A 13,608-nucleotide genomic window follows, 5' to 3' on the forward strand; every position below is an offset into this window, starting at 1 on the left:
CGACGCTTTACACAGGTGTTTAACCACGGGACTTCAGGTCCCGTGGTTTTTTGTTTTTTTTGTCACCCTCCCTGGTGCTTTGCCCACGCGAAGGCCAGAGGAGAAAAACGGCATGGAACACGATGGAAAGTAGTAACAAGCTTAAGCGCGGGCTAAGTACCCGGCATATTCGCTTTATGGCGTTGGGGTCGGCAATCGGTACCGGCCTTTTCTATGGTTCGGCTGACGCGATTAAAATGGCGGGTCCGAGCGTTCTGTTGGCTTATATTATCGGCGGCGTCGCGGCCTACATTATTATGCGCGCGCTGGGCGAGATGTCGGTGCATAATCCGGCCGCCAGTTCGTTCTCGCGCTACGCGCAGGATTACCTTGGCCCGCTGGCGGGCTATATCACTGGCTGGACCTACTGTTTTGAAATTCTGATTGTCGCCATCGCCGACGTCACGGCCTTCGGCATCTATATGGGCGTCTGGTTCCCGGCGGTACCGCACTGGATTTGGGTGCTCAGCGTGGTGCTGATTATCTGCGCCGTCAACCTGATGAGCGTGAAGGTCTTCGGCGAGCTGGAATTCTGGTTCTCCTTCTTCAAAGTCGCCACCATTATCATCATGATCCTCGCTGGTTTCGGCATCATTATCTGGGGTATTGGCAACGGCGGGCAGCCGACCGGCATCCACAACCTGTGGAGCAACGGCGGCTTCTTCAGCAACGGCTGGCTGGGGATGGTGATGTCGCTGCAGATGGTGATGTTCGCCTACGGCGGCATTGAGATTATCGGTATTACCGCCGGCGAAGCGAAAGATCCGGAGAAATCCATACCGCGCGCCATTAACTCGGTGCCGATGCGTATTCTGGTGTTTTACGTGGGTACGCTGTTTGTAATTATGTCTATCTATCCGTGGAACCAGGTCGGGACCAACGGCAGCCCGTTCGTCTTAACCTTCCAGCATCTCGGCATCACTTTTGCCGCCAGCATCCTGAACTTTGTGGTGCTGACCGCTTCGCTATCGGCGATTAACTCCGATGTCTTTGGCGTAGGGCGTATGCTGCACGGCATGGCGGAGCAGGGCAGCGCGCCGAAAATGTTTGCTAAAACCTCACGTCGCGGGGTGCCGTGGGTGACAGTGATGGTGATGACCATCGCGCTGCTGTTCGCGGTCTATCTTAACTATATTATGCCGGAGAACGTTTTCCTGGTGATCGCCTCGCTGGCCACTTTCGCCACCGTCTGGGTGTGGATTATGATCCTGTTGTCGCAGATCGCTTTCCGTCGCCGTCTGCCGCCGGAAGAGGCGAAGGCGCTTAAGTTCAAGGTACCCGGAGGGGTAACGACCACGGTGATTGGCCTGCTGTTCCTGGTCTTTATTATCGGTCTGATTGGCTACCACCCCGATACCCGCATCTCGCTGTACGTTGGCTTTGCGTGGATACTTCTGCTGCTGATTGGCTGGCAGTTTAAAACCCGCCGCGAGCGAAAGCTGGCGAAAGCGTAGTCATTTGCTTCTCTTCTTGCCGGATACGCACAGGCTATCCGGCAAGCGATCCCTCCACCCCCGCCATCCTCCCCCAATAATTCTGCCGATGATGAGTCATACGCCAGTACGCTGTGGCAAGGTGTGCCCATTCTGCAAAGAGAGGAATAACAATGTTGAAGGCATGGCACCTCCCGGTTGCTCCGTTTATCAAGGAACAGCAGGAACGACTGATGATTACGCTATGGTTGAGCGGCGACGATCTGCCGCCGCGGGTGACCCTACGCGCGGAAGAGGATAACGAAGAGCTGTCGCTGCCGATGCACCGCCTGCGGCAGGCGCCGTATCCGGGCGTGGTGGCGTGGCGCGGGGAAATCAACCTCGTCAATGGGCAGCCGCGTCGGCGCTACAGCTTCAAGCTGCTGTGGGCCGATCGTCAGCTGTGGTTCACGCCGCAGGGATTCAACCGCTTTCCGCCGGCGAGGCTGGAGCAGTTTGCGGTCGATTTGCCAGACAGCGGGCCGCAGTGGGTGGCCGATCAGGTGTTTTATCAAATTTTCCCTGACCGTTTTGCCCGCAGCCAGTCCCGCGAAGCGGAACAGGATGTAACTTACTACCACCACGCCGCCGGTCACGATATTGTGCGTAAAGCGTGGGATGAACCGTTAACCGCCGAGGCGGGCGGCTCCACCTTTTACGGCGGCGATCTCGATGGTATCAGCGAGAAGCTGCCGTATCTGAAGCAGCTTGGCGTCACGGCGCTGTATCTCAACCCGGTGTTTGTCGCTCCCAGCGTGCATAAATATGATACCGAGGATTACCGCCGCGTTGATCCGCAGTTTGGCGGCGATGCGGCGCTGCTACGCCTGCGTCACAACACGCAAAAAGAGGGGATGCGTCTGATCCTCGATGGCGTGTTCAACCATAGCGGCGATTCGCATGCCTGGTTCGACCGCCACCAGCGCGGTAGCGGCGGCGCCTGCCATAACGCCGATTCGCCGTGGCGCGACTGGTATAATTTTTCCCCCGAGGGCGTTGCCCACGACTGGCTGGGATACGCCAGCCTGCCGAAGCTGGACTACCGTTCGTCGACGCTGATCGATGAAATCTACGGCGGGGAAGATAGCGTGGTGCGCCATTGGCTGAAAGCGCCATGGAGCATGGACGGCTGGCGCCTGGACGTGGTACACATGCTGGGCGAAGGGGGCGGGGCGCGCAATAACCTGCGCCATATCGCCGGCATTACCCAGGCGGCGAAGCTGGAGCGGTCGGACGCTTTCGTGTTCGGCGAGCATTTCGGCGACGCGCGCCAGTGGCTACAGGCTGACGTTGAAGACTCGGCGATGAACTACCGCGGCTTCACCTTCCCGCTATGGGGCTTCCTCGCGAACACCGATATCTCCTACGATCCGCAGAAAATTGATGCGCAGACCTGCATGGCGTGGATGGACAACTATCGGGCCGGGTTGTCGCACCAGCAGCAGCTGAGGATGTTTAACCAGCTCGATAGCCACGATACCGCCCGCTTTAAGTCTCTGCTGGGTAAAGATGTCGCACGCCTGCCGCTGGCGGTGGTGTGGCTATTTAGCTGGCCGGGCGTGCCGTGCATTTACTACGGCGACGAAGTGGGCGTGGACGGCAATAACGATCCGTTTTGCCGCAAACCGTTCCCGTGGGATCCGGCGTTGCAGGATGGCAATCTGCTCGACCTGTACAAGCGGATGTGCAAGCTGCGTAAGGCCAATCAGGCGCTGCGCTACGGCGGCTGCCAGGCGATTTATGCCGAAGATAACGTGGTGGTGTTCGTGCGCGTCTATAAGCAGCAGCGCGTGCTGGTGGCGATCAACCGCGGCGAAGCCTGCGAGGTAGTGGTAGAGGATTCGCCGCTACTCGACGTCAACGGCTGGCAGTTGAAAGAGGGCGCCGGGGAGCTACACGACGGCGTGCTGACGCTACCGGCGATCTCCGCCAGCGTCTGGTTTAGCCGCTAGTCGTAGAGCTGGCCCAGGCTTTCACTTTGCAAAATGGCCTCGCGCCACCAGCGCTGGGCCAGCCCGTCGTTGCCGCTTCGCCAGGCCATATAGGTGATATCTTTCTCACGGCAGGAGATAACGGCCTTTTCGACTAGCTCGCCTTTTTCCAGCCACGGCCGGGCAATATGGCGCGGTAAAAAGCCGCAGCCCAGCCCGGCGCGCAAGAGTTCGACTTTACTGGCGAAATCATCCACGCGAATTTGCGGCTGTTCGTCGAGCAGGTTACTGTTGAGCGGATGGCAGTAGCGGGCGCTGTCGCTGATGACCACCGCGCGATGCAGGCTGAGCTGCTTGTTGGTCAGCGGTTGGGTGGTTTCCGCCAGCGGATGCCCCGGCGCGATGACGAAGATATTGTCCATGGCGCCGAGCATTTTCCACGACCATTCGGCGGAGGTCGGTGGTTCATTGATCGCCCCGAGAATAATATCCGCGCCGTTGTGAGTGAGCTCTTCCCACGAGCCCGCAAGGGTATGGTGGGTAAAGTTAAGGCGGGTTTGCGGGTGCTGGGCATAGAACGCGTCGATCAGCGGCAGCAGCGCGCTGAACGGGAAAGAGTCATCCAGGGCGATAGCCAGATCCCGCTCCCAACCGGCGCTGAGCTGCACCGCCTGCTTTTCCAGATCTTTGGCGGCATTTAGCAGCAATCGGCCTTTCTCCAACATCATTCTGCCGGTATCGGTAAATTTAGCCCGATGTCCGGAGCGATCCAGCAGGGTGATATTCAGATCGTTTTCCAGCTTTTGAATCATGTAGCTCAGCGCGGCAGGGGTTTTAAATAGCGATTCTGCGGCGGTGGCAAAAGAGCCATGTTTGTCCAGCGCGTCGAGAATCAACAGGACATCAAGGTTCAGGCGCATGCGTCAGCTTCCGGTAAAAAAGAGTGCCCCCGTTTTACCGGAGCGTCCTGTTCAATTCCAGTGAATAATTTAGAACGGTTAACCGTAAAAATTTGATAAACATAATTTCGCGCATCTTGTAATGGTTAATTGAATAACCATAACTTTTCGCTTTGGAAATAAATCAGAAAAAAATCTTTAATAACTCGTTAGAAATTACTGACTATACTCATCATGCTTTATCAGTCAGGATCCAGACAGCACAACGGAAACGGTAGTATCTTTTTAACTCATTGATTAACAGGATATGTTATGTCTATTCGTGAACTGATCGATCCCTCAAACTCAGCGCTTATTTTTATTGACCACCAGCCGCAAATGTCTTTTGGCGTGGCCAATATTGACCGTCAGACTCTCAAAAATAATACGGTGGCTTTAGCCAAAGCGGGCAAAATTTTTAATGTTCCGGTGATTTATACTTCCGTAGAAACTAAAAGCTTCAGCGGTTATATCTGGCCGGAACTGCTGGCCGTGCATCCTGATGTGAAACCCATTGAACGTACCTCGATGAACTCCTGGGAAGATGCGGCTTTTGTTGAAGCGGTAAAGGCGACCGGGCGTAAAAAATTGATTATTTCCGCGCTGTGGACGGAAGTTTGCCTGACCTTCCCGGCGCTGATGGCGCTGGACGCAGGCTATGAAGTTTACGTGGTGACCGATACCTCCGGCGGCACCTCGGTTGATGCCCACGAGCGCTCAATTGACCGTATGGTGCAGGCCGGCGCGGTGCCGGTGACCTGGCAGCAGGTGCTGCTTGAGTACCAGCGCGACTGGTCGCGTAAAGAGACCTATGACGCGGTAATGGATCTGGTGCGCGAGCACAGCGGCGCCTACGGGATGGGCGTGGATTACGCTTATACCATGGTGCACGGCGCCCCAGAGCGTAAAGCTTAAATACACTTCATCCTTCAAGCTGCCTCTTTGTTGGCTTCGTTTGCCCGCCCCGGTCACTGACTCATGTCAGCTCCCGGGGACGAACAACCTTGCCGCCTCGACGCAGCGTGAATGATTTTGTGTATTGGCATCATCCTTCAGCTGCCTCTTTGTTGGCTTCGTTTGCACGCGCCGGTCACTGACTCATGTCAGCTCCCGGGGACGAACAACCTTGCCGCCTCGACGCAGCGTGAATGATTTTGTGTATTGGCATCATCCTTCAGCTGCCTCTTTGTGGGCTTGGTTTGCCCGCGCCGGTCACTGACTCATGTCAGCTCCCGGGGACGAACAACCTCGCCGCCTCGACGCAGCGTGAATGATTTTGTGTATTGGCATCATCCTTCAGCTGCCTCTTTGTGGGCTTGGTTTGCCCGCCCCGGTCACTGACTCATGTCAGCTCCCGGGGACGAACAACCTCGCCGCCTCGACGCAGCGTGAATGATTTTGTGTATTGGCATCATCCTTCAAGCTGCCTCTTTGTTGGCTTCGTTTGCCCGCGCCGGTCACTGACTCATGTCAGCTCCCGGGGACGAACAACCTTGCCGCCTCGACGCAGCGTGAATGATTTTGTGTATTGGCATCATCCTTCAGCTGCCTCTTTGTGGGCTTGGTTTGCCCGCCCCGGTCACTGACTCATGTCAGCTCCCGGGGACGAACAACCTTGCCGCCTCGACGCAGCGTGAATGATTTTGTGTATTGGCATCATCCTTCAGCTGCCTCTTTGTGGGCTTGGTTTGCCCGCCCCGGTCACTGACTCATGTCAGCTCCCGGGGACGAACAACCTTGCCGCCTCGACGCAGCGTGAATGATTTTGTGTATGGTCATGTATAGCTAATGGCGGCGGACAACCCGCCATTCCCTGAAGCAAGGAACTCTTAATGGCGCAACAGAAATCGGTGACCCTGGTGATCAGCCATGTGCTCGACCCGGAGCATGGCCAGCGGTATGAAGCGTGGCTGGGCAAAATTATGCCGATTGCGGCAGAGTTTCCCGGCCATCTTGGCGCAAACGTCATTCGTCCGGCCCCCGGGCAGAATTTATGGAGCGTGATTATTCGCTTCGACACCATTGAGCATCTTTATGCCTGGACCCAGTCGGAGACCCGCCGCCAGCTGGTGGCGGAAATTGCGCCGCTGCTAAGCGAAGGCGATCGTACCGAAGTCCGGACTGAACCGGCCTTCTGGTTTACGCCGCCCGCGGCGAACGTGCGCCAGCCGCGACGCTGGAAGCAATTTTTAATCACCCTGCTGGTGATTTTCCCCAGTACTAACCTGGTGCCGTCGATAACCGGAATACTGTTGCCCTCGCTGAAGGGAAGCCTGTTGCTGCATCTGATCAATGATGCCTGTGTGGTCGCGCTGGTGGTCTGGTTCTGGATGCCCATCGTGACCCGTCTGTTTGCTGGCTGGTTAAAGAAAAACTGAGCCAGCCTCCTGAAGGAGTGCGTTATGTCGCAAACTGCCACACTGATCCTGACCCACGGTCGGGTTCATACTCTCGATCGTCAACACCCTCTGGCCGATGCGGTGGCGATCGCTGACGGTAAAATTCTCGCCGCCGGTAGCCACGATCGGATCATGAGCTTTGCCGCTGAAGGGACGCAAATTATCGATCTTAAAGGCCATACGGTGATCCCCGGCCTGAACGACTCCCATCTGCACTTGATCCGCGGCGGTCTGAACTACAATCTGGAGCTTCGCTGGGAGGGGGTTCCCTCGCTGGCGGACGCGCTACGGATGCTAAAAGATCAGGCCGATCGCACGCCGTCGCCGCAGTGGGTGCGGGTCGTCGGCGGCTGGAGCGAATTCCAGTTCGCTGAACGGCGGATGCCGACGCTGGAGGAGCTTAATGATGCGGCGCCGGATACCCCGGTGTTTGTCCTGCATCTGTACGATCGCGCATTGCTTAACCGCGCGGCCCTGAAGGCGGTGGGCTACACCAAAGAGACGCCGGATCCGGCGGGCGGCGAGATCGTTCGCGACGGCAACGGTAATCCTACCGGCATGCTGATCGCCAAACCCAACGCCATGATCCTCTACTCGACGCTGGCCAAAGGGCCGAAGCTGCCGCTGGAACTTCAGGTCAACTCAACGCGACAGTTTATGCGCGAGCTGAATCGTCTGGGGCTGACCAGCGCCATTGATGCCGGGGGCGGTTTCCAGAACTACCCGGAAGATTATGAAATTATTGAACAGCTGCACGCCAAAGAGCAGATGACCGTGCGGATTGCCTATAACCTGTTTACCCAGCGGCCTAAGCAGGAGCTGGAAGATTTTGAGCGCTGGACCGATATGCTCAAGCCGGGACAGGGCACCGATTTTTACCGCGCCAACGGCGCCGGGGAGATGCTGGTTTTCTCGGCGGCGGATTTCGAAGACTTCCTCCAGCCGCGTCCGGATCTGCCGGAAGGGATGGAAGATGAGCTGGAGCGGGTGGTGCGCCACCTGGTTGAACATCGCTGGCCGTTCCGCCTGCATGCCACCTATGATGAATCCATCAGCCGGATGCTCGACGTCTTCGAGAAGGTGAATCGCGATATTCCGTTCAACGGTCTGCACTGGTTCTTCGATCATGCGGAAACCATCACCGAGCGCAATATCGAACGCGTTAAAGCGCTGGGCGGCGGCATTGCCGTGCAGCACCGTATGGCTTTCCAGGGCGAATATTTTGTCGACCGCTACGGTAAAGATGCGGTCAAACATACGCCGCCGGTGGCGAAAATGCTCGAGCTGGAGGTTCCGGTGGGGCTGGGGACGGATGCTACCCGCGTGGCGAGCTACAATCCGTGGACCGCGCTCTACTGGCTGGTTTCCGGCCGTACCGTCGGCGGGATGGCGATGTATGACGACAGCAACCGCCTGCCGCGCGACGTGGCGCTGGAGCTGTGGACGGCGGGAAGCGCGTGGTTTTCCAGCGAACAGGGTAAGAAAGGGCGGATTGAACAAGGCCAGCTTGCCGACCTGGTGGTGCTCTCCAAAGACTATTTCAGCGTCGCGGAAGAGGAAATCAAGGGGATCGAGTCGGTGCTGACGGTGGTTGACGGCAAGGTGGTGTACGCCGCCGGACACTTCTCGCCGCTGGCGCCGCCGCCCATTCCGGTGCTGCCCGAGTGGTCGCCGGTGGTGAAGGTTCCGGGTCATTACCGTTCCGCGCCGCCGACGGCCGCGAAAATCGGTGCAATCGTGCAGATGCACCAGTGCTGCGGCAGCTGCGGCGTACACGGGCATCAGCATGATATTGCGCGCAAATCGTCGATACAGGTTGCCGATGAGCAGGCGTTCTGGGGCGTGCTCGGCTGCTCCTGCTTTGCTTTTTAGCGCGACGGGCGCTTATCAGTACCGATAGGCCAATGAGAGCATCAACGCCCTCATTGGCCTTTTTCATTTTCTCGGATAGCGCTGATAAGACAATGTGTGTCATTCTGCTCCCTCTTCAAACAGTGAAGGTGGGAACATGGACGATCTACTGATCTTTGGCGCCGTGATTTTATTCTGCGGGCTGGTGGTTGGGCCGCTCGTCGCGATTGTCGCTCTCAGGCGCAGCGCGGCGGTCCGTTTTGAGCTGGCGGCTTTGCAACGTCGGGTTGAGGAGCTTGAGCGATGCGGCGTCGCGCCTGCGGCAGAGACCACCGCCTTCGCGCCGACAACGCCAGAAGCCGCTATCGCTGCTGACGCGATGACGGTGAAGCTCAGTGAGCCTCGACCGGAGCCCGTGGCTGAAGCCATCGATCCGTGGCGCGCGCAGCCAACGCCACAACCGCAGCCAGAGCAAAAGGCGGCCTCTCTCCCCGAAAGCAAGCCATCTTCCGCCTTTGGCGGAATAATATCGTCACTGGCAGGCTGGTTTATGCAGGGCAATCCGCTGGCGAAGCTCGGGATCCTGCTGCTGTTTCTTGGCCTCTCCTTTCTGCTGCGCTATACCGTGGAACACGCTCTGTTCCCCCTCGAATTACGTCTGGTCGCGGCGGCGCTGTTCGCGGTCGTCCTGCTGGCTGTCGGATGGCGATTGCGGCATAAGCAACCGGTGTACGCCCTGATCTTGCAGGGTGGGGCAACGGGCGCGCTCTATCTCACCGTTTTTGGCGCCTTTCGCCTGTGGCAGATGCTGCCGATGACCCTGGCGTTTGCGCTGTTGGTGGCGATCTGCGCGGCGAGCGTTGGGTTGGCGATTGTGCAAAAAGCGCTCAGCCTGGCCATGCTGGCGAGCCTTGGCGGTTATCTTGCGCCGCTGCTGCTCTCTACCGGCGGCGGCAGCCATGTGGCGTTGTTCTCCTTCTATCTTCTGCTGTCGGTCGGCATTCTTGCCATTAGCATCCGCCAGCACTGGCGCGAGCTTAATCTGCTTGGCCTGCTGTTTACCTTTGGCGTTGGCGGCCTGTGGGGGCTGAATGAGTATCGGCCAGCGTTTTACCTGAGCTGTCAGCTGTTTTTAATTGCCAATACGCTTATTTTTGGCGTGTTGAGCGTGGCGCTGTCGCTGAGGGCGCAGGAAAAAGGTCGTCAGATTATTGACGGCGTGCTGCTGTTTGCGCCGCCGCTGGTCGGTTTTGGTATGCAGTACGCCATTACCCGGCATATGGAATACGGCCCGGCGCTTAGCGCGCTGGGCTACGGCGGTTTCTATCTGGCCCTTGCCTGGCTGGCGCTGCGTCGCTACCCCTCTTTAGGGAAGCCGCTGGTGCTGGCGGCGCTGGCGCTCGGCGGCGCCTTTACCACGCTGGCCATCCCGCTGGCGCTGTCGGCTCGCTGGACTGCGATGGCCTGGTCGCTGGAAGGTCTTGGCATCCTCTGGCTGGGCGTGCAACAGCAGCAGCGGCGCATGAGCTACAGCGGTACGGCGTTACTTGTACTGGCGGTTGGCAGCGCGCTATGGGCGCAGGCGAATGGCGCCACGCCGCTCTCTTTGCTGCTGATTTTCGCCGTACTCAGCCTTAGCTGGCTGGTTGCCGCCTGGCTGTGGCGAACCGTCCAGGTGCAGGGCAGTTGGGGGCTGCTTATCGGCGGCCTGTTGTTCTGGATGGTGGCGCTTGTGGGCGCATCGCAGCTGGCGGTGAGTAAAGACACGCAGATTGTCTTTGGCGTGCTGGCGGCGCTGGCGGCGTCGGTGTGGTGCTGGCGCGCAGCCGCCGCGCGCTTAGCCTGGCAAGAGCTGGATGCGAGCAAATGGCTGCTGTGGCCAATGATGCTGATGGTGCTGTTTTACCAGCTGTCCCAGCAGCAGATTTTCGCTGCTGGCTGGAAAAATCTGGCCTGGTGCGCGGCGCTACCCGCGGCGGCGGCCCTGCTCTGGCGTGATGGGCATTCACTGCCGCCGCGCCTGAGTAAGCTTGCCCACCTGTCGCTGTTGTGGATGATTTTTCTGGCGCTGGCAATGGAGCTGTTTTGGTTTACCCAGGATTTGCCGTGGGGCATGTCGGCCTGGGCGAGCGGATTAATGATGGCGGCGGGCGGGATGCTGATTTTCCTCGTCTCGGAAGCCGTTCATCGGCAAGTGTGGCCATTCCGGGTATGGCCTGCGCTGTATGCTTCTCAGGCGATGATACCGGTGGCGGTGGCGCTGGGATGCCTGTTAATGCTGACGAATGTGCAGGATGGCACAGTCTACGGTCAGACCTATTTGCCGCTGATTAACCCGTTGGAAGAGGGCGCCGCTTTTGCGCTGCTTGGGCTGACGATATTTTACCGCGTTTCGCGGCGTTATTTTCCGCTGCAGCTATCGGTATGCCGCCCCTGGCCCGTCGTTGCTTTGCTGGCGCTCGGCTTCTGGTGGCTGAATGGTCTGCTGCTGCGCGCCCTGGCCTGGTACGGCGAGGTGGCCTGGAGTATCGAGCCGCTGTGGCATTCGCGTTTAATTCAGACCACTTTCGCGCTGGTCTGGACGCTGGCAGCGCTGACGATCATGCTGCGCGCGACGCGGCGACTTTCCCGCCGCGAATGGCTATGCGGCGCGGCGTTGTTAGGCGTTGTCATTGTGAAACTCATGCTGGTGGATAGCGCAGGCGGCGGCGGGCTGGCGCGGGCTGTTGCGTTTATCGGCGTGGCGATTTTGGTGTTGATCGTCGGGTATTTTTCCCCGTTACCGCCCAAAGCAGGAGAAGAAAAATGAAATGGATGAAAGCGGTGTTATGCGGCGTGCTGCTGGGTGTGACGGGCGCGGCTGTCAGCGGCAATGAAGCGCGAGAAAAACCACTGGATTATATGCAGGGGGTGATGCTGGAAACCAGCGGCGCGTCGCCCTGGTATCGCGTCGAGCTTTCCCCGTTGCTCTATCAGGGGACGGCATGGCCTGATTTGCGCGATGTGCGGGTATTTAACCATCAGGGAGATACGGTACCGTTCGCGCTGCAGGTGCAGAAGGCGCAACCCGTTACGCCTGAAGCGATGACGCTACGGCTTTTCCCTCTGCAGATGTCGCCGGTTCCGCCGCGTGAAGAGGGGCGACGCGGCGGAGAGTCGCTGGTCCTGCGTTCAACAACGGGGATCGAAATTCACCTGGAAACCGATGATGCGAAGGCGCTCGGGCAGAGCTATTTACTGACGCTGCCGGCGGATAAGACGGACGCTTTCGCGCTGGCTCAACTGCGGCTGAACTGGGAATCGTTGGCGGCTAACTGGCAGGGGAAAGCGTCGCTGTATTCCAGCCGCGATTTGAAGTACTGGCGCTCTGTTCAGGAGGATGCGCCTCTTATGGATCTGACGCGCGATAGCGATCGTTTGAAAATGGACACCATTAGCGCTGACCTGACGCTCTCCGCGGACGGGAATCGTTACCTGCTGCTGATCCTCGATGCACAAAGCAAGGCGCCGGCGTTAAATAGCGTGACGGCTCTGGCGGAACGCAGAGAACCGGAGTCTACGCGCATTGAGCTTGATGCTCAGGCGGACAGGGTTTCAGATGAGGAGGCCGTTTGGCGCTGGGCCCGGCCTCAGCCGCTGACTTCGCTCAGAATATCGCTGGCAGGCGAAGGGGTTCTACCGGTCGAGCTTGCCTGGCGTAGCGGCGAAAATGAGCCCTGGCAGCCGCTGACGAAAACCGTGCTGTATCAGCTGGACGGCAAGCGTTCGGACGATATTCCTCTGTCAGGTCAAACGGTTGAAGCGGTTCGCATGAAGACGATTAATGCCCGCTTATCGGCGTCGCTGCCGGCGATAAGCGGCGCGCGCGATAAATACCAGCTGGTCTTTAATACCCAAGGAAAAGGGCCTTATATGCTGGCCTGGGGAAACCGGGCGGCGCAAAAGGCAGATGTCGCCCTGGACATGCTGATCCCGCCGTCGCTGCGTAAGACACAGTCTGTGAATGATCTCCCTCTGGCGGTCGCGCAAGAAGACGTCATGCTGGGCGGCGAAGCGCGGTTAACGGCGACGTCTGCTGCCGAGCAGCAAAGCAGCTGGAAAACGCTGCTGGTATGGGGTGCGCTGATATTTGGCGTCGTTGTGCTGGCGTTGATGGCGTGGCGCATCTGGCGTGAAGTGAAAAAAAGCGGCTCCGTATAAAACAAAAAAGGCTCGCGTCTGCGAGCCTTTTGCCGAACGTACGCCGATTACAGGCTGGAAACGTTCTCGGTCAGGTATTTAGCCACGCCTTCCGGAGAAGCGGCCATCCCTTCTTTTCCTTTTTCCCACTGCGCCGGGCAAACTTCGCCGTGCTCTTCGTGGAACTGCAGCGCGTCAACCATACGCAGCATTTCGTCGATGTTACGGCCCAGCGGCAGATCGTTAACCACCTGGTGACGAACAACGCCGTTAGCGTCGATCAGGAAGGAACCGCGCAGGGCAACGCCTTCGTCCGGATGCTCGATACCGTACGCTTTCTGGATTTCGCGTTTGATGTCAGCAACCATCGCGTATTTAACCGGGCCGATGCCGCCCTGGTCTACTGGGGTGTTACGCCATGCGTTGTGGACGAACTCGGAGTCAAAAGAAACGCCAACCACTTCTACGCCGCGTTTCTGGAATTCTTCGTAGCGCTTGTCAAAAGCGATCAGTTCAGACGGGCAAACGAAGGTGAAGTCCATCGGCCAGAAGAACAGAACGGTGGCTTTACCGCTGGTGTGCTGTTTGAAGTTGAATTTCTCAACGATTTCGCCGTTACCTAAAACAGCTGCCGCGGTGAAGTCCGGAGCCTGACGAGTAACCAGAACCATATGATTCTCCTGTTAATACTAAGGTTAATTGGAACGCAACGCGGGCAAGTATAGGGAGCGGTGCGGAGGAACTCAACGTGACGCTGACAATCGATGAGATAGGTTTTGTCTATCAATCGTTATTTAAA

9 protein-coding genes are annotated in these 13,608 nt (G+C 58.2%); 7 read left to right on the top strand and 2 right to left on the bottom strand.

The features are described from left to right. Positions 1-122 precede the first annotated feature (122 nt). Both proY and malZ read left to right on the top strand, forming a co-directional pair. Positions 123-1,493, top strand: coding sequence for a proline-specific permease ProY (proY, locus tag KCG39_RS24515; RefSeq protein ID WP_004129641.1), 1,371 nt, complete (start codon positions 123-125; stop codon positions 1,491-1,493). Between the two features lie 152 nt (positions 1,494-1,645). Continuing rightward, positions 1,646-3,463, top strand: coding sequence for a maltodextrin glucosidase (malZ, locus tag KCG39_RS24520; RefSeq protein ID WP_142446278.1), 1,818 nt, complete (start codon positions 1,646-1,648; stop codon positions 3,461-3,463). On the opposite strand, the gene KCG39_RS24525 is transcribed toward malZ, so the two are convergent. Further along, the gene (locus KCG39_RS24525; RefSeq protein ID WP_004129645.1) at positions 3,460-4,362 is read right to left on the bottom strand and encodes a LysR family transcriptional regulator; all 903 of its coding nucleotides are present in this window, start codon (positions 4,360-4,362) and stop codon (positions 3,460-3,462) included. The two genes, malZ and KCG39_RS24525, sit on opposite strands and share 4 nt — an antisense overlap. 291 nt (positions 4,363-4,653) lie before the next feature. On the opposite strand from KCG39_RS24525, the gene KCG39_RS24530 reads away from it, so the two are divergent. The 5 genes from KCG39_RS24530 to KCG39_RS24550 all read left to right on the top strand — a co-directional run bounded on the left by KCG39_RS24530 (position 4,654) and on the right by KCG39_RS24550 (position 12,830). Then, positions 4,654-5,295, top strand: coding sequence for a hydrolase (locus KCG39_RS24530; RefSeq protein WP_004848179.1), 642 nt, complete (start codon positions 4,654-4,656; stop codon positions 5,293-5,295). Positions 5,296-6,212: 917 nt separating this feature from the next. Beyond that, on the top strand, positions 6,213-6,758 hold the full coding sequence (locus tag KCG39_RS24535; RefSeq protein ID WP_004129650.1) for an antibiotic biosynthesis monooxygenase: 546 nt from the start codon (positions 6,213-6,215) through the stop codon (positions 6,756-6,758). Between the two features lie 24 nt (positions 6,759-6,782). Next, complete coding sequence (locus tag KCG39_RS24540; protein WP_211811489.1) at positions 6,783-8,651, top strand: amidohydrolase; 1,869 nt, start codon at positions 6,783-6,785, stop codon at positions 8,649-8,651. 136 nt (positions 8,652-8,787) lie between these two features. After that, entirely contained in the window at positions 8,788-11,439 is a 2,652-nt protein-coding gene (locus KCG39_RS24545) for a DUF2339 domain-containing protein (protein ID WP_211811490.1), read from the top strand. Beyond that, positions 11,436-12,830 (top strand): DUF3999 domain-containing protein, encoded by a 1,395-nt coding sequence (locus tag KCG39_RS24550; RefSeq protein WP_087828313.1) that lies wholly within the window; start codon positions 11,436-11,438, stop codon positions 12,828-12,830. Before KCG39_RS24545 ends, KCG39_RS24550 begins: the two co-directional genes overlap by 4 nt. Before the next feature lie 47 nt (positions 12,831-12,877). On the opposite strand, the gene KCG39_RS24555 is transcribed toward KCG39_RS24550, so the two are convergent. After that, entirely contained in the window at positions 12,878-13,480 is a 603-nt protein-coding gene (locus KCG39_RS24555) for a peroxiredoxin (protein WP_004099418.1), read from the bottom strand. Positions 13,481-13,608 lie beyond the last annotated feature (128 nt).

This window comes from Klebsiella pasteurii (assembly GCF_018139045.1).
Classification (GTDB): domain Bacteria; phylum Pseudomonadota; class Gammaproteobacteria; order Enterobacterales; family Enterobacteriaceae; genus Klebsiella; species Klebsiella grimontii.